Annotated in this window: 14 protein-coding genes and 2 pseudogenes; 9 read left to right on the forward strand and 7 right to left on the reverse strand. The window is 55.0% G+C overall.

What is annotated here, in order from left to right; genetic code table 11:
• The 6 genes from AEQ67_RS15585 to AEQ67_RS15610 form a co-directional block, all read right to left on the reverse strand.
• On the reverse strand, positions 1-2,699 hold a 2,699-nt coding region (locus AEQ67_RS15585; RefSeq protein ID WP_177333653.1), incomplete at its 3' end, for a DUF6531 domain-containing protein.
• Between the two features lie 5 nt (positions 2,700-2,704).
• Positions 2,705-3,172, reverse strand: a complete 468-nt coding sequence (locus AEQ67_RS15590; protein ID WP_059404733.1) for a DcrB-related protein — start codon at positions 3,170-3,172, stop codon at positions 2,705-2,707.
• Positions 3,173-3,206: 34 nt separating this feature from the next.
• Positions 3,207-3,788: a hypothetical protein gene (locus AEQ67_RS15595; RefSeq protein ID WP_059404734.1), complete on the reverse strand. Its 582-nt coding sequence runs from the start codon at positions 3,786-3,788 to the stop codon at positions 3,207-3,209.
• Positions 3,789-3,800: 12 nt separating this feature from the next.
• Positions 3,801-5,648, reverse strand: a complete 1,848-nt coding sequence (gene tssI, locus AEQ67_RS15600; protein WP_059404735.1) for a type VI secretion system tip protein TssI/VgrG — start codon at positions 5,646-5,648, stop codon at positions 3,801-3,803.
• A 71-nt stretch (positions 5,649-5,719) separates the two neighbouring features.
• The gene (locus tag AEQ67_RS15605) at positions 5,720-6,448 is read right to left on the reverse strand and encodes a hypothetical protein (RefSeq protein WP_059404736.1); all 729 of its coding nucleotides are present in this window, start codon (positions 6,446-6,448) and stop codon (positions 5,720-5,722) included.
• A complete protein-coding gene (locus AEQ67_RS15610) occupies positions 6,445-7,488 on the reverse strand; it encodes a hypothetical protein (RefSeq protein ID WP_059404737.1) in 1,044 nt (347 codons plus the stop codon). The genes AEQ67_RS15605 and AEQ67_RS15610 overlap by 4 nt, the downstream gene beginning before the upstream one ends.
• Before the next feature lie 706 nt (positions 7,489-8,194).
• Here AEQ67_RS15610 and AEQ67_RS15615 point away from each other — a divergent pair.
• The 7 genes and pseudogenes from AEQ67_RS15615 to AEQ67_RS15640 all read left to right on the forward strand — a co-directional run.
• A pseudogene (locus tag AEQ67_RS15615) lies at positions 8,195-8,575 on the forward strand (DUF6861 domain-containing protein); the annotation flags it as partial.
• A gap of 120 nt (positions 8,576-8,695) precedes the next feature.
• Positions 8,696-8,917 (forward strand): annotated as a pseudogene (locus AEQ67_RS36590) (hypothetical protein); the annotation flags it as partial.
• Positions 8,918-9,024: 107 nt separating this feature from the next.
• A complete protein-coding gene (locus tag AEQ67_RS15620) occupies positions 9,025-9,339 on the forward strand; it encodes a hypothetical protein (protein ID WP_059404738.1) in 315 nt (104 codons plus the stop codon).
• A gap of 236 nt (positions 9,340-9,575) precedes the next feature.
• On the forward strand, positions 9,576-10,691 hold the full coding sequence (gene tri1, locus AEQ67_RS15625; RefSeq protein ID WP_059404739.1) for an ADP-ribosylarginine hydrolase Tri1: 1,116 nt from the start codon (positions 9,576-9,578) through the stop codon (positions 10,689-10,691).
• A 103-nt stretch (positions 10,692-10,794) separates the two neighbouring features.
• On the forward strand, positions 10,795-11,058 hold the full coding sequence (locus tag AEQ67_RS15630; RefSeq protein ID WP_059404858.1) for a hypothetical protein: 264 nt from the start codon (positions 10,795-10,797) through the stop codon (positions 11,056-11,058).
• 61 nt (positions 11,059-11,119) lie between these two features.
• On the forward strand, positions 11,120-12,028 hold the full coding sequence (locus AEQ67_RS36200; RefSeq protein WP_236710349.1) for an immunity protein Tsi6 family protein: 909 nt from the start codon (positions 11,120-11,122) through the stop codon (positions 12,026-12,028).
• A 9-nt stretch (positions 12,029-12,037) separates the two neighbouring features.
• Positions 12,038-12,316: a DUF6966 domain-containing protein gene (locus AEQ67_RS15640; protein ID WP_059404740.1), complete on the forward strand. Its 279-nt coding sequence runs from the start codon at positions 12,038-12,040 to the stop codon at positions 12,314-12,316.
• Here AEQ67_RS15640 and AEQ67_RS15645 read toward each other — a convergent pair.
• Positions 12,313-14,478: a M48 family metallopeptidase gene (locus AEQ67_RS15645; protein ID WP_059404741.1), complete on the reverse strand. Its 2,166-nt coding sequence runs from the start codon at positions 14,476-14,478 to the stop codon at positions 12,313-12,315. The genes AEQ67_RS15640 and AEQ67_RS15645 overlap by 4 nt on opposite strands.
• A 705-nt stretch (positions 14,479-15,183) precedes the next feature.
• Here AEQ67_RS15645 and AEQ67_RS15650 point away from each other — a divergent pair.
• On the forward strand, positions 15,184-15,933 hold the full coding sequence (locus tag AEQ67_RS15650) for a hypothetical protein (protein ID WP_059404742.1): 750 nt from the start codon (positions 15,184-15,186) through the stop codon (positions 15,931-15,933).
• 68 nt (positions 15,934-16,001) lie between these two features.
• Positions 16,002-16,535 carry a type VI secretion system contractile sheath small subunit gene (gene tssB / locus AEQ67_RS15655; protein WP_059404743.1) on the forward strand — a complete coding sequence of 178 codons (534 nt, stop codon included), beginning with the start codon at positions 16,002-16,004 and terminating at the stop codon, positions 16,533-16,535.
• Position 16,536: the final 1 nt, after the last annotated feature.

Consider the following 16,536-nt stretch of genomic DNA (forward strand, 5'->3'; position numbering starts at 1 on the left):
TACAGGTGGTTCAGGTGCTGGCCGGTGGGCAGGGTCAGCGTGGTCAGGTTGCTCAGCGGATCGTAGTCGTAAGACAAGGCGCCTTGCGGCGTGGTCTCTTTGATCAGGCGGCCCAGCAGGTCGTAGGAGAAGTCGAGTTTCTCTTCGCTGACGCCGAGTTTCTTGCCGTGGGCGGTGGGCTGGCGTTCGATGGACAGCAAGCGATCGCCGTCGTCGTAGGTGTAATCCTGACGCGCATCGGCGTTGAGCTTGGCCAGCAATCGGCCGATGGTGTCGCGTTCAAATTCGGTGTGGCGCTGTGGTCGTTCGGCGCGTTCGCCGTAGCCGATTTCCTCGACACGCGTCAGGTGCCCGCCGAGGTTGTAGCTGAATCGACGGGTCAGGTTGTCGATGCGTTTTTCTTCGATCAGGCGATCGGATGCGTCGTAGGCAAACTGGTAGGCGGCGTTGTTTTCATTGACCAGCGCGGTCAGGCGGATGGCCTGGTCATATTCGTAGCGGATGCGTTGGCCTTTGGCGTCCTGGCGGCTGCTCGGCAGGCCGCGAGCGGTGCGCAGCAAGCGCGTGGTCTGGCCTTTGCCGTCGGTGTGCGTCAGCACCTGGCCGAGGGCGTTGTAGGTAAACGACTCGGCGCTGCCGTCCGGGTGCTGGATACGCAGCACTTCGCCGTCGGGTTTGCGTTCCAGGGTGGTGGTCTGGTTCAGGGCATCGGTGACGGCGATCAGGTGATGGCGCTCGTCGAAGCGGTAAAGAGTGTTTTTACCCGAGCAATCCTGGAAACGCTCGACTTGGGCCAGGGTGTTCCACCACAGGTATTTGGACTTTTGGGTGGCGTCGATGACGGTGTGCGGCAAGCCGTCATCGCTGTTGAGGTATTCGGTTTTGTTGCCCAACGCATCGACTTCGGCGATGAGGTTGCCCTTGGCGTCGTAACGGGCTTTCCAGGTGCTACCGTCGGGATAATCGACCTGCGTGACCAGCGTGGTCAAGTGGTGATACTGGTACTTGATCTTGCGCCGGAGCGGATCGGTTTCTTCGACCAGTCGTGCGTAGTCGTCGTACTTGAGCTCGACCGTATTACCGTCTGGCAGCGTCAGGCCGGTCATGTTGCCGCTGTCGTCGATGTCGATGACGTAGTGCTCGCCACCGAAGTCGCGACTGGCGATGACGCGATGATCGTCGTTGTAGTGAATTTCAGCTTCGCGCCCGAGCACATCGGTGACCCAAGTGGTGCGGGCCTTCACGTCGTAGCGGAAATGAAAATGTTCGCCATCGCTGGTCCAGTGTTCCACCACGCGGGGCTGCTCACCGATGGTTTCCCAGCGGTAATTACAGGTCAGACCCAGAGCGTTGCTGTGGCTGGCCATGACGCCGTCGGCATAGCTGAAGCGTCGGACCGAATCGCTGTTGCGATTGATCACCTCGATGAGCTGGCCATTGTCGTCGTAGCGATACTGCACCATTGTCTCGACGGCCTGGTTATCGACGATGCGTTTGACGTCGGTCAGGCGACCCAGCGGGTTGTCGTAATGCAGGTGAACACGTACGCCGCCGGTGGCGCTGATGTCGGTGAGCGTGCCTTCGACCGTGTGGGTGAAATGCAGGAAATGGCCGAGGGCGTTTTCGATGCGTTGCAGCGGTACGGGGACGTTATCGTCCGGTACTTCGCCGAAGTAGAAGAAGATGTTGTCGAGGGTTTGCAGCAGGTAATGACCGCCTTCGGTGCGGACCAGATAGACCTGTTCGTGGGGATTGTAGATGCGGTCCCCCGGCGGCACGTCCACAAACGGCACGCTGCGCCCCTGGTTGTCGATCAGGTAAACGAAGCTGCCACTGCGACGCAGGCTTTGTTCCCAGGGCAATACCCAGCCCCGGCCGAGCACGCTGTCGACGGTCAGGTCGCTGGCATAGAAGCGTGACCATTCGATGGGCATCAGGCCCGGGAGGCTGAAGTCGGGTTCGTCAGGAATGACCTTGCGGCCAGTGGTGGCGTCAACAGGGTTGCCCACCAGACCACCGACCGCACGCTCGATGGCCGGCCCTACAATGTAGCGGCCCGCCACCCCACCGGCGACGAAGCCGGCAGTGAACCTCAACACGCAGGGCATGGTGGCTTTCATGCCGGCCTGTGTCCCGGCCGTGATCAATTTAGCGATCCCCCCCGCCCCCCCGGCGACCGCCATGAGGATATCGACCGTGGTTCGAAGCCAGCCGGGGATCTCGTCGTCTACCGGCAGGTAGCGGTGGGTTCCACCGCCAATGTAAACATCGCCCGAGCCGCTGGAAATCTTTGCACCGCAGGTGATTTTGTCACCCTTGCGCGCCGCCGCCGTGCCATTGATGAAGACGTTGGTCGAGCCCTCCGCGACTTGCACCGGACCGGGATGCTTGTCGCAGGCGCCAATGCTTTTTTCGACATGGGCGGCCTTGCGGCTATTGATGAATACGTTGTCCGACGCGGTGACGATGGTCCCGGAGGGCGATGAAAACATACTGCCTATCGCCTCCCCTGCGGCAGTCAGCAGGCTACCTCCGACGCCTGCCGCAAGACCCGCCAACAAAGCCACACCAAACCCACAGGTGAACGTCGCGATGGCAACCGTGGCGATCAGCGCAATACCGAGCGCGGCACCGATCAGAAACCCGCCCAGGGCACTGGTGTGAGCGATTTCATCGCCAAACCTTGCGGCTTCAAACATGGCCGTTACTCCTGTTCGCTGGAGTCGGTCTTGGTTGCGCCGGGCTGGCGAGGCTGGAAGCTGGCCAGCAGGTCCACCCAGTTCTGGTTTTGCTCGCTGCTGAAATCGGCCTGGGCTGTAGTGGAGAAAATAATCGCGCGACCCGGCTCAATCAGAAAGGCCGCTTGGCGCTGATAAAACGGTCGACCATCAGTCATGTAATACGCATCGATCTGGATGCCGTCGATCGGCGCAGAGGTCGACAACGCAACCGCCTTCTTGCCTAGCAGGGTGTAGCCACGCAGCTTGGAGGCAAGCATTTTCACCTGACGATCAACGTAGGCTTTGAGCGCCTCGGCGGGCAGCAGCATGTCCCTGGAAATGGTGATGCTTAACGGCGCAGGAACGCTCGCCCCCAGCACAAACATGTTTACCGTTCGGTCCTGAAAACCCTGCGGCAACGCGATGCTGCCTTCCTGCAATTCATAATCCATGTGATGTAAATTCCTGAAATCGAAAAATGAGGTATCAGCGGGCCGCGAGGCCTTCAAGCATGCTGTCGAAATCCACCAGCCAAAGACTCAGCGCAGGCTTGGTCGGATCAATCACGCACGAAATATTCAGCCATTGCACTTCGTCACTCCCGGCAACAGGAACAATGGCGCCCACCAGACGTCCGTGGCGTTCGGCGTGACCGATCTTGAAGTGGAAATCCAGGCACTTGGCGGCATTGCCTGCCACGCTGTACTCGCGCTGACGGATGATGCGCAACTCGGGATAAATCGTGCGAAACATCTGCACGGACGCTTCGAAAAGCTTTTCCAGGTTCTGGCCCTGCGCCACATCACGACGTTTGATCGTCAAGATGATCGGCTCGCCTTCGTGTTCGATGGTCGTCTGGATATCGCGGAAGTTGAAACCCGCTGGGAATGCCAGATTGAAACCGCCGAAATTGAAGCTGCTGGGCGTGCTCTGCAGGGCAACGACAGGTACGGGTTCCGGCTTGGGCGCTTGTTCAACGATCGGCGCATTTTGCTGCTCAAGGCGCGCAGCTTCCTCCAGCGCAATACGCTTGGCGGAAATACGATCGTAAATACTGGTCCTGGTCATAGACACGCTTCCCTAGTCATTGACCCGAACCTCGGAGCCCGTGATCTGGGTGGTGCCAGTGCTGGTCGTGACGATCGTCTTGCCTTTGATCTCGATGCCATCCGGCGTGAGGGTGATGCTGCTGTCCCCCACCTGAAGAATGATGTGCTGCTTGGCATTGACCTGAATGAACTGATTGTCGACCTGAATCGTCAGCGAGCCTTCCTGGACATTCATCACCGTGTCTTTCTTGATCGTTTCGGTGTGCGTGCCACCGACCGTGATCGTGCGATTGCTGCCAACGCTGTGGATCTCGTCGACCTCGATCTCGGTGTCCATGTTGCGCTCGGCATGCACGATGACCTGCTCGGCCCCCGCCTTGTCTTCAAAGCGGAAAAAGTTCGCCGTACCACCATCGCCCTTCATCGACCGCGTCAAAAACCCGCTCTGCGTCTTGTTTGCCGGCAGCGACCACGGTGGCATGTTTTGGCTGTTGTAGAGGCTGCCCATGATCAACGGACGATCAGGGTTGCCGTCGAGGAAGACCACCACGACTTCATCGCCTACACGAGGAATCTGAATGCTGCCGAAACCACCGCTGGCTCCGGTCTGGGCCACGCGGACCCAGCAGGAGCTTTTGTCGTTGAACTCGCCGTAGCGGTCCCAGTGGAACTGCACTTTCACGCGGCCCATTTCGTCGGTGTATATTTCTTCGCCGGGCGGGCCGACGATGATGGCTGTTTGTGGGCCGGAAATCGCAGGCTTGAGCAGGTCCATCTGTGGACGGAATTTGATCTTTTTCCGCACGCAATAAAATTTATTACCGTAGCCAGCCTGACTTCCCGAGGTGTAATTGTTGCTGCCGCGGTGCTCGATGTTCATCACCAGGAACTGCCTGTCATCGGCAGAGCCAGCGTCATGCTCGTAATGCTGCGTCAGCTCAAACGTATTGCCTGGGCGCATAGCGCGACAGTTGCTTGACCCGACAAATGTCTTGCCTTTGAGCTCAAGCGCCTCAATGCGGTTACGTACCAGAAGTTCGCCATCTTCATACGTGCCGTGGGTGTACTGCCCCATGTAATCGAAGATTTCATACGACGGAACATCACCTTGTTGATTGAGGCTGTTCATCGTGACGGGAATCCGATTTCCCGGCTGTCGATAATCGAAGGTTTGCACCGAGATCTTTCCGGCCTGGAACTCCCGAGCGGAACTCCAGTGAGTGATGGAGTCAGAGTTTTCGGTCACTGATGCTGTGTGGAAGCGCACTTGCGGCTGCTCGGGCAGCGGCGTCAGAACGCTGGAGTCGTCCATGATGATGAGCGTGTGGCTGTCGGCCGTGTGCTCGAAGTAGAAGAACAACCCCTCTTGCTCAAGCAGCCGCATGACGAAGTGACTGTCGCTTTCGCGGTACTGAGTGATATAGCTGTGCGGCTTGAGTGTACGGCTGACGCGGAACTCGTATTTCGCGAGACCTTCATAACGACCAAATACCTTCCTGATCACCTGCTCTACGGTTTGATCCTGATAGATTTGAGAGTCATACCGCTGCGCAATCAAGCTCAACCATGAACCCACATAGGCTGAATAGCGCGACATGCCGCCATCACTGCCGTTGTTCCCGAAGCTCAGCACATGGCCGTTGATATAACGGCTACCGCCAGTAGCAAGTTCGATTTCAATCGTCGCGGCCTGGCCGATGGCAGACTTGAGTTTTACGCTCGCGTCCGCGGAAATCAGGTCCAGCTGAAATCCGAAATCAGTCGATAAACCTTCACTCCCGGAAAAGGATTCAAGCAACAACTCCTGGCCGCCCTTGAGGGCCATGGTCAGCTTGAACATGCGCCTGTTCTGCGCCATAAACAGTGAGGAAAGATCCATCGCTTCAACTACTCCTTAACCGGTAACACGTCATCAGGCTTGAACGGCCTGCACGTAGTGATCATCGAAAATCAGGCACCCGGCGACTTGCGCCAGGAAGCGACCCACTTGAACAATCTGCTCAACCACCAACGACTGCGCGCTTCGCGAATGTCGTCGATTTGCATGAAGGTGTAGGGGGTGGGCATGGTTTTTTCTTGGATGCGGAGGGTCCGCAGGCCTCGGATTATGTGGCGTGCGTAGAATAATATTGTGACGGAAACAGCTAGCATCCCAAACAGGACAACCATACCGGTAGTGAGGAAGCCGGCTGTTTTGGTAAAAACACTTGCCGCCAAGGTGGTTGCGCCAGCCACCAAAAGAGGGCTATATGCGGCCGATGTTTTTTGCTTGTTTTGCGGACGTGGCTGGACCTTGATTCCATCATATTCGAATGGATGAAATGACGATTTGCCATTTGCCAAGACCAAATATGTTAGCAATGTGACGCTCATTGGAAAAAGCCCTACCATGAGGGCAGCAATACTTGCCTTTCCCCAGAAACTTTCACCAATCATATAAGCTGCCGTACAGGCCATATAGGAAAATGTGCCTACGACCGCAACAAGTATCCAAGTCAAATAAAAAGTAATTCTCTCACATACATAGACAAGATATATAGTACACATGAATGCAAGCAACGACATAATAAAAAATGCCGGCCAAAAATACTTTAAATTTGAAGGCCCAAACACCATAAAAAAAACCAAGAACCCAAAAAAACCCCAACTAATTCTCTTAATATTCTGGGAATCGATCATTCATCATCCTCAATCTTTAACGCGTCGCTGACCGTCTTATCAAGTCCGGTTTTAACTATGACCCATTGTACAAGTACACCTGCAACAAAGCTGACGGCCACCACCGCTACCAAGGGCGCAGCAGGAAGCGCAAGGGCAGCCGCACCAGCTGTCATCAACCAACCAGCGCCAACTCCGGCAGCTGCCGATGCAATGTTAGTTGGCTGACTTTGCACAGACTTGTTATAGAACTCCGTACCTGTTGTTGAACTTGAATAATCCAGAAATGCTTGCGGCCCTACAGCCAGAGCAGCACCGACAGAATTCCCCCCCATGAACTTCAACATGCCGGTAGCGCCATTCGCATGCAGATGTGTACGTTGGTTCAGTGCAGCCTTGGTATTCCCGATAGGGATATGAGCGACAGACGGCCCCACCGCACCTAATATTTTATAATGCTTCGCTACGGCCGTCACAGGCACTTCAAAAAACAACTGACCTTCTTTAGCAATGATTTTTATGCTGCCTTTAAATGTTTTACCGGCCGACTGTGCTCCGGGGGTTCCTCGGCTATTGGCCCACTCATGAAGCTTCGCTTTTTGCGCGGGAGTCATGTCCAGAAGATCAGTAACCTTCCTCGCCTTAGCTGCTGCCATAACGCCACCCGCTGCAGCCGCAATGGTTCCGGGCAAGTTACCTCCCGAAAACATCAGAGTTCCAATTACTGGTATTTTTTCGGCGGCCTTTTGCAGGGCTTGCAACGCTTCAGCCGATACATTAGTGGCGGACTTCAGTTTCTGCAGGAGTTCGCGGAGCAGCAGAGCAGCACGTCTGAATTCATCAGGGCTCATATCCTCGTCGCGAGATGACAGTTGATGCACCAGATACACCGCAGCCGTGTAATCATCGGTCGCGTATTCTCCGGCGAATTGCCCAGGCTGCATGTAGAAATCCATTGCGGACTCGCCTGCAAACCCCTGCTGCCCACGCCCTAGTAGGCCCGGCTGCCTGCGCTCACATCGCATGCTGGCCGAAGTGGGAGGTGTCAGAAAGTTACTCATGCGTGCTCCTTCACTGTCTGCCCGCTCAGACTCTGAACCGCGGCATCAATCGACCCAGTCGTGCTCAATAATTCGCACCTACGACGCAGATCGGTATCTTGCAATAGATGGCAATTTGACGGTATCAGCAGCCTAGTGATGTCCATATTTCTGCATATATCCTTGGATTCGACCGGAATACCACCGCGCTGGAGTGACCAGTCGAGGTATTGGTGAACTACAATCGGGACGCCAAAATTAACGCTTCCAGCGAGACGGTCCTAACGCTTGCATCGCATCGAGCCGCACTACACCCCTAGAATTCTGTAGGACATAGGCTATAGCCTTCCGCCAATCATCATGCTGGTGGCGGCAGCCGTACGGCTCACCAGACTGAACCGCTGAGACAACGGATAAATGGGAAAGTGCCATCAGTGTTTCAAAAAAGAGAAACCGGTCACAGTTGCTTGGACGTACACCCAATCGTCCAGAGGAGACACCGCCGAGCCGATGGTGTCAACCTATCGGACGATCAGCTTTAGCATGCGTAGACGCAAATCTGGAATTTTGACACCCAAGGCACCGGGGTGAAACTTGGGGAGAATCATGCGCTAGCGGCACCAACGCCACCATCGGCCAGTCGGAGGAATCAAGCCGTCGCAAGCGTCCGTGTTTCACAAGACGATTAGGTTGGGACGCTTCTTCCCCCAAGGACAGTGATGTGTAAATGGATCTTTTAGCGAATGTGCCCATCTGGGCCGACGTCGAACGCAACCTCGACCAGAAATTCAGCGAACTGAACCAGGGCGTCAACGAGGGCTTGCAGAGCGCTCACGACAACTGGAACGGCTTTACCCGTCGCGTCGGCAATGGGGCGAGCCAGGCCTATGGCTACATGGGCGGCCACCGCATCGATGCGGTGAACCGGGCGTTCGCCCTCTCCTACCTGATCATCCAGATGGACCTCAAGCGCAAGTGGGCCTCGATCGAAATCGAGCAGATCCTTCCTGTGCTGCTGCAATTGGTCAAAGAAGTTTCGATGATTCTGGGCGGCAGCGTTGCGGTTGGCACTATCGCCGGTGGTGCGGCGGGTGCCTTTGCGTTCGGCAGTACTAAAAAGAGCTGGCGTAGAAGGTCAGCCGTTGGGACAATTTTTTGGTCAGGAGGCTCCATCCGGAATATTGCAAACGCGAATAGACAAAGCCGTCCTTCCAGAGTGGCCTGGAGGAAGACAATTATTTACATCGTGCCCGCCATTATGATCTTGACCACAATCACGTTGCTTTGCCGAGACTACACCCCGTGCCCAAAGCTCCTGACTTCTGGATCGGCTGGGCAGCTGTTTTGGGTCAACCAAGATAACGCATGCTTTAAACCCACCCGCTACATCAACGATAACTGGCCTTACAAAATGATTGGAAATCAGGAAATTTGTATTCGGGCAGATGGGATAAATAGAATCACAAGAACGGGAGAGGTGGCTCAGTATCTAGTGCCTAATCGGCGAGAGCGGTCTGCAGCAAAGCTCATTGGCGAAATCAAAAACCAGGAATCAGCATGGATATGCAAGCGTTAAAACAGACTGCCATCGAATTGCGAAAACAACTGGAACTGTATAAAGCAAAAGAACCGGCAGCGCTGGCTTTGTACGGACAAATGGAATCTTTGATATCCGCAGCTGAGCGTGGTGAAATCGACACCGAAGTTGAAGCAAGGAACATACCTGGCCATCGCATCATGGATGAGTCAAACCTTCGGAATTATCGGGCGCTTTCGGTTGCTTACAGCAATTTTTATGTTGAGCTTATCGACGGCCGCAGCTCGGACACACTTAAAATAATAGAAGACATCATGAAAAAAGTCAGACCCTGAAATAGCTGAGCATGCAAAATGATCGGCAATCAGGAAGTTTGTATTCAGGTAGACGGGATGAAATAACCACTAAGGTTTATAAAAGAAAAAAAGTCGTAACGTGAAGCTAAGTCGAATGTTTCTGGAGTGACGAAGGAGTTATGAGACACATTTTATCGAAAACCAAAATCCTTATGATCTCGCCCGAGCTGCCTGGAAGAAGTATCTTTGAGAGCACACCAAACTAGAGACAAGCCATGATTGATTTGAGAAGCTCGGACGAAGCGCTCTCCAAATACACTGAGCGTTACGATCATCTCCTCCCATCCCCTTCTCTTCAGCTGCGTCAGCGCATGGACTTCATGTTGCAGCCGGACGCCCCCAAGGTAACAAACAAGAAACCTGGCTGGCTGTCTTCCAGGCCTTGCACCCTCACTGAAGAACAGGCACTGGACCGTGCGAAGGGTTGCCTGCTAGGGCTCGCGATTGGCGATGCGGTAGGTACAACGCTAGAGTTCTTGCCCCGTGATATCGAACATATCAGTGACATGGTGGGAGGTGGGCCCTTCAATCTGAAAAAGGGCGAGTGGACCGACGATACGAGCATGGCATTGGCCTTGGCGGACACTTACGTAGCAAACAACAATTTCGACTTCCGTGACTTTTCACTACGGCTTTGTCGTTGGTACAAAAACGGCGAGAACAGTCATAACGGAAAGTGTTTCGATATTGGCAATGCCACTCGTACTGCACTGGAAGGGTCCCTGGCGCAGGGTGTTGATTGGTACGGTAATGACCATCCATCGACAGCTGGCAATGGGTCAATCATCCGGTTGGCACCCACCGCTATTTTCCGGCGCCACACCTTGTCCGGCACCTGGCGGGAAAGCGCGGCACAGAGCCGATGCACCCACCGGGCCGTAGAGGCAGTGAATTGCTGCGAACTATTGGGTGCACAATTGCACCTGTCTCTCAACGGTGCGGACAAGGAAGAAACTTTGTCGCCAATGTTACGAGCCCTTTACCCCCGCCCATTGATCATCAATGCAGGCGAGTACAAACAAAAAACCCGCGATCAAATCCGCTCCTCCGGCTACGTCATCGACACGCTGGAAGCGGCACTATGGGCGGTGTGGAACACGGACAACTTTAAGGATGCGATCCTGCTGGCTGCCAATCTGGCGGATGATGCCGACAGCGTGGCAGCTACGGCCGGCCAGATAGCCGGGGCGCTGTACGGGGTGACGGGAATGCCCGAAGAATGGGTCAAAACGATTGCTTGGTCAGAACATATACAACACCTGGCGCAACAGTTATTCGAAAGCGCCCCACTACATGACGACATGGACGAAGTGATTTATGGGAATCGATGAAGCGACACTGAAAATCAGAATATAAGGTGGACACGATCGTGCTGAAAACGGCAGCTCTGCTGTCGCAAAAAAAGCCGCCTAGGAAATCGGAATCAAGAACATGATGAAATTCAGTGACGCGTTCATAAGCCGTAAACACATGTTCTCTTTAGGAGTCGAAGAGACTACAGGCCGCCTTTACGTGTCGATTCCGGTGAGCAACGGCATGGTTGACTACGAGGAATATTACGAAATAGATCGCGCAAGCTTCGAGCTTTTTCAAAAAGACATTGATGCCGCAGTGGATTTCGCTATGAAATGCCGCCGCAGAGAACTGGACGAGTTGCTCATTGAGAAGCCTGGAACTAACAGAGGGTCGGCTATTTAATATGTAGATAGAAGCAGGTAAATGGATAAATAACGTTGATTGGACCACTGAAGGCTTTCCCATGACAAAACTAATGCATCATTTGATAGCTCTTTTCAGGCAAAAGACTGGTTTTCCTCCCGCCCCCACCGAGCAGGTTGTTGATGAAGTCCCCTTGACCGAGTTGGTCAAGGCACCTTCCCAAGTGGAGAGGAACCTGTCCTGGCTACCGATCAATCTTAAAGCGGAGGTATTTGTCCCGCTAATGCCCCCCGCCTGTCCGGACCTGACGCTTGTGGAGGACATCCTATTGCAGCGCTATCGGGTATTCGTCATAGCGAATGACTCGGCCGGTTTGACATCAGAGACGACGATAAACCGCGATACAGCCAGCCAACTGGCCGCTGACTTGTACAAGCAAGGGGAATATCTTGGCTACTGTCGAGGCACTGAATCCTCGTTTGAAATCTATTGGCTCATGCAATGCGTAGCCATCGTTTCGCTATTGACTCAAGGACCACAATCGGAACAATTCCTTAGGGATAGAAAACACGTTGATTATTATCGGGACGATGACTTGATCAGGGAGCAGGTTCAAATGTTTGATGATTACGTGGCGTCGCGTAGCGACCAAACCGCTGGAGCCCGGAGGGACCACCTCCTTAAAACACCAATAACTGCTCTGGATTACATCGACAATGCGATAGCAATTACCGCCCTGAGATACAACGGGTGCCCAGAATTCCAGATCTACTCAAGCTCGTTGATTCAATTGCAATTCATCAAAAACGTGTTGCAGGGCATTGAAAAAGATAAAGCGAGGCTGCACCAATTGACTATCGGTGCCTGGGCCAGCAAAGACTTTGAAGCCAACGACCCTGAACTTGCCAGCGCACTGGGGAATGCCTTCTACATTGGCCATCAGATTGCACAAGGCTTAAAGATTCAGCTGCCAAATGGGCGGCCGCCAGAAAGTCTTCCTCACACATAGTGTTGTGATATGAAAAGCATCAGCAAAATCTCTTCAATCATCGTCCAGACGACCGCCTTACTGCGCAAGTTCGGCTGCCCTGAATGGGCGGACAAACTCGAAAAATGCAGACTTGCCCTGCCCCACGACACCACGTACGCGCTATCTCAAATCGTATCGCTTTACGGTGGATCAGGCTCGATCAATGACATCGTTCTGTACGAGCAGGCAAAACCCTTGTTGGACGAGAACAACAAACTGCATGCGCTGCTAGCAGAACTCTATGACGTATGCGTCGGCAGTCATTAATCCACTTGCTCAAACCGCTGCTGCAACAAATGCCGCGCCGTCCCTGCGTTCAGGTACGTGCCAATCAGTTCCGCCAGCTCCTTCTCCTTGAGTTTTTTGTCGTCGCGACAGAACTGCATCAGTTGCAACTGGACCCAGCGTTTTTTCTTGTCGAGCTTCACATCTGGGGCAAAGAACGAGCGCGAGATCAGTTCTGGCATGGGCGCGTCGTCTTCGAGCAATAGGTTCAAATGCACCCCCTGCCCCACTCGCAGGCCGAAATCGGCGACGTGTTGTATCGGCAGTGGTTGCTTGAGGTTGGCGAAAACGAATTGATCGGGGGTCAGCAGTAACGCGGTCTTGTCCGCTCGCATGAGCATGCGCAGCGAGAACGGCAGCAGGCACGCCATCAGGAAAGCGAGCACGCCGCCCGTCACCAGTATCAAGCCCTTCTTGCTCCCTACAGCCTCCGGGAACAGTAGCGGCCACATCAGCAGACCCAGGCCCAGCAACATCAGCATGGCGAAGAAAACCAGGGTGATCCAGCCGCGCAAGCGCGCACCTTCGTGTAGCCGGACTTCTTCTGTGGCTTGGCTGGCATGGGTGCGCAGCTCTTCAACTGCCGCCGCGTCTTGTGTCACGTAATGGCCGAGAAAGTCCTCGGTAACGCGGGTGCGCAATGCCTGGGGATCGGCAAAATACTGATTCAGCGCGGCGCAGGCTTGTGCTGCAACGATGGGTCGGGTGCCGCGGCTCACAGCCTCTTCGACCGTTACCTGCAACGACGCCAAGCGCTCGCCATTGGAGGGGTGAGTGTCCGACGGATGCGGCAGCCGGGTTTCCATTTCCTCGTCAGGCAAGGTCAGCGTCAGAGCGGCCAATTCATGCAACACGCTGGTCGGCAGGTCGCGGGTGAGGTCGTGCTCCGCCGGGTGGGTCGCATGACCCACATGCGCACCCACCCGCTCTTGCAGCAGCGGGTCGATGGCAGAGATCCGTACCAGCGCCGACGCGGCGGCGATATTTCCGGCCAACGTTGCGCCTGCGGCGTCCGCAGCCAGTTCCCGTACGCGGCTCCAGTGGTTCACCGCGTGATCGAAACTTTCCATGAAGTACATGCCGAGCATGAAGGCCGGACGCAAGATTGAGCGTTGCAGCAGGTCGCTTTCCAGCATGGTTCCGGCAATCAGGCCCAGACTGCGGCCGATGCCGTCGTAGATCGGCACGAAGCGCATGCTGTACTCGGTATCGTCGCCAGCGAAATGCGCCAGTTCGTGCCCGATCACCGCGCTGGTTTCCGCAGCGTCGAGCAACCCCAGGTACATCATCGGTATGTGCAGGGTTCGGCCTTTGAGCGCGGTGCCTGAGGGCAGCAGATCGACGTCGCTGGACGTTACGTAGAAACCTTCGGTCATGCCCATGACGATGTGTTCAGGTGCCAGTGCGCCGAGTTGATCCGCCAGATCGCGAACGTAGGCCCACAGCACCGGCGCTTGTTCTGGCGTGACCACCTGGCCGAGAACGGGCATCGGCGTCGACTCAAACATGCGCAGCATGACGCGCAGTTGCTTGCCCATTTGCCAGATCGAATACAGGCAGCCCAACATCACTGCCAAGGCGATACCCATCAGCTTGAATTCACCGGTAGACATTTTCCCTGCGTGCCAGATCCCCAGCGCTTCGAAGCCCAGGATGGCCGCGACCGCCGCGCCGATGGCGACGATATGGCCCACCAGAAGGTAAGGCAGAGTCCGGCTCACTTCAGTGAAGGTGCGCAGCAGTTGTTCACGGGACTGGTTCGCGCGTGATCCGGCCCAACGGAGCCAGATGAGACCCAAAACACCGGCCAGCGAGGCCAGCAGACCAAGGACGACGACAGCCTTGGCCAAAACGGTCATCACTGCACTCAACGGTTGCAGAGTGCTTAGCACCTCTTCGGCTTCAGTGAGGCGAGACAAGGCCAACGCTACACTGACCTGTTCATCGTCAATATTGACCGTGATCGAACGTGAGTCAGGTTGCGCGGCCAGCGATTCAAGTTGGGGACGAAGGTCGATCAGGTCAGCGTTGGTCCGGGCGAGTTCCATTTCGGTCTGACTGCTGCGTTGCAGCACCCAGATGCCAAACAAACCCAGGCAAAGCGGCAGGAGAATGAGGACGGCAATGAGTTTTAAACTTTTCATGAGGCATAGGCCTAATAAATGCGCCGCTCTACTGTCCTTAGCGAGCGCAAAATCCATTTAACAAATGCCCGAAGGCCTTTGCGCATTTGCACAGCCCGCCGCTAAAGTTCCCAGGGACGTAATTGCACAGAACGCGTTATACAGTGATGCCAGCCCTATGTAACCCCACAAAGCCGTCCTACAAACAGAACGGTGAGATAAATCTTTCCTTATTCCAAATACTCTGCGTTGCCATCACTTTCACGCGCAATAAATCTCACTTTTTCCCATTCCCGTTTTTATCGGCGCTAAATAAACCGGAATTTGGTGAACCGGTTCACCTTTTTTCAATTTAATTTTAATTGAAAACTGGATCCACAATCCTTCTCAAACCATTGAACCTGCTGGGTTTCAGAGGCTTCTGTCAGACAGATCCACCGTCTAATGGCAAGCGGACATCATTGCGGCATGTATCAAAAACGAGAAAAAATCCTTTCCTGACTGAACTTTTCCGTACGAGATGTTGCCATATACGACGTTGCTGGCCACTCAACATCCAAATGCCAGCACCGTGTTCCTACAAAATCCTGACAATGTGCATTTTCGATGTGGAAACATCGGCCATCGCACTTTGTGAACAGGTACTCAATTGAGATATTCGTAGCTCTTCACGTTCTCCCTGGATATTCAGGAGGCGGTCGTGAAGAGTTCAAGGACGATATACCGATGACTCAGACGTTTGACGTTGAAGCACTGATCAAACTGCGAAGCCAGACCCGGGCCATTTCCGATGCGCTCAAGGCGCAGGCTTCGGATTATCTGTCGACCCTCGCATTGCTGATCCGTCCACAGACGTTTTTCGGTGAGTACCTGCAAGGTGCGCAACGCAGCAGCGGCCGCGAAACCCAGCACCACTTCAAGGAGTTCAAGGAACTCTATGACCGCATTGGGTCGGCAGCGCCCTTTCAGCTGGTCAATGAACTGGAAGTGCCCCTGAACCTGATCGGGACGACGCCGGAACTGTTTCCGCTGGAGTACGACAAGGTGCTCTCGCAAAGCGGCCAGACCATTCGCATCACCAGCCCCGTGCGCTGGGTCGTGGGTTTCAACTCATTCGACCTGGCGCGCTTTCGCACCGTCATCAAAGACCCCAATCGCAGCAGCGCCGAGTTGTACCGCTTTGTCGTGCACTACCTGGTGTTGTTCTACTGCCTGAGCCAGTCACCCGGTTTGGGTCGTCTGTTTGGCGGCCTGCGCTTCCCCCTCAGTTTCGAACGCCTGAAAGACTTTGGCGACCTGCCCTTTTGCGTCATCGGCTCACCGGTGCGCTCCCAATTGCCGGATGAATCGGTTATCCGCAATAGCACGCAAATCGCCGGCAACACCAGCTTCGAAGAGTTGGTGGGGCACGACAACATTATTGAAATGAACGATGAAATCCGTCAGCGCCTTCTGCTGACGATCGAAGGAATGTAACGCGCCCGGCCACCCGTTGGCCGGAACGCAAATGACTTGCAGCGAATTGTTCGCACCAGGAGATCACGATGGCGAAGAAGGAAAGTACCCAGCACAAACTCGACCGCGTTCGCGCGCCTCGGGTCCATATCACCTACGACGTGGATATCGGTGACGCTCAGGAAAAGAAAGAGCTGCCCTTTGTCGTCGGTGTGCTGGGCGATTTCTCCGGCAACCCGCTGGAGCCGCTGCCGAAGCTCAAGGACCGCAAGTTCATTTTCATCGACCGCGACAACTTCAACGGCGTGCTCAAGGGCATCAAGCCGCGCCTGAGTTATCGGGTCGACAACACGCTGGCCAGGAACGGCACGCAGTTGGGTGTCGAGCTCAACTTCAACGCCCTCGAAGACTTCGAGCCGCAGAACGTGGTGAAGCAGGTCGAGCCGCTGCGCAAGCTGCTGGAAGTACGCAACAAGCTGGCTGATCTGCGCAACAAGATGGGCGGCAACGACAAGCTCGAAGAGCTGCTCATGGACGTGTTGCAGAACACCGAAAAGTTGAAAACGCTGGGCAAGGAATTCGGCCGTGAAGCCGGCGTTCCAGCCACCGATGGCAAAGAGTAGG

This window comes from Pseudomonas sp. RIT-PI-q (assembly GCF_001297125.1).
Lineage (GTDB): Bacteria > Pseudomonadota > Gammaproteobacteria > Pseudomonadales > Pseudomonadaceae > Aquipseudomonas.

Bases quoted from the DNA above. Each gene is read 5' to 3' on its own strand.
- AEQ67_RS15590 (WP_059404733.1), bottom strand. From the start codon at position 3,172: ATGGATTATGAATTGCAGGAAGGCAGCATCGCGTTGCCGCAGGGTTTT.
- AEQ67_RS15595 (WP_059404734.1), bottom strand. From the start codon at position 3,788: ATGACCAGGACCAGTATTTACGATCGTATTTCCGCCAAGCGTATTGCG.
- tssI (WP_059404735.1), bottom strand. From the start codon at position 5,648: ATGGATCTTTCCTCACTGTTTATGGCGCAGAACAGGCGCATGTTCAAG.
- AEQ67_RS15605 (WP_059404736.1), bottom strand. From the start codon at position 6,448: ATGATCGATTCCCAGAATATTAAGAGAATTAGTTGGGGTTTTTTTGGG.
- AEQ67_RS15610 (WP_059404737.1), bottom strand. From the start codon at position 7,488: ATGAGTAACTTTCTGACACCTCCCACTTCGGCCAGCATGCGATGTGAG.
- AEQ67_RS15620 (WP_059404738.1), top strand. From the start codon at position 9,025: ATGGATATGCAAGCGTTAAAACAGACTGCCATCGAATTGCGAAAACAA.
- tri1 (WP_059404739.1), top strand. From the start codon at position 9,576: ATGATTGATTTGAGAAGCTCGGACGAAGCGCTCTCCAAATACACTGAG.
- AEQ67_RS15630 (WP_059404858.1), top strand. From the start codon at position 10,795: ATGAAATTCAGTGACGCGTTCATAAGCCGTAAACACATGTTCTCTTTA.
- AEQ67_RS36200 (WP_236710349.1), top strand. From the start codon at position 11,120: ATGACAAAACTAATGCATCATTTGATAGCTCTTTTCAGGCAAAAGACT.
- AEQ67_RS15640 (WP_059404740.1), top strand. From the start codon at position 12,038: ATGAAAAGCATCAGCAAAATCTCTTCAATCATCGTCCAGACGACCGCC.
- AEQ67_RS15645 (WP_059404741.1), bottom strand. From the start codon at position 14,478: ATGAAAAGTTTAAAACTCATTGCCGTCCTCATTCTCCTGCCGCTTTGC.
- AEQ67_RS15650 (WP_059404742.1), top strand. From the start codon at position 15,184: ATGACTCAGACGTTTGACGTTGAAGCACTGATCAAACTGCGAAGCCAG.
- tssB (WP_059404743.1), top strand. From the start codon at position 16,002: ATGGCGAAGAAGGAAAGTACCCAGCACAAACTCGACCGCGTTCGCGCG.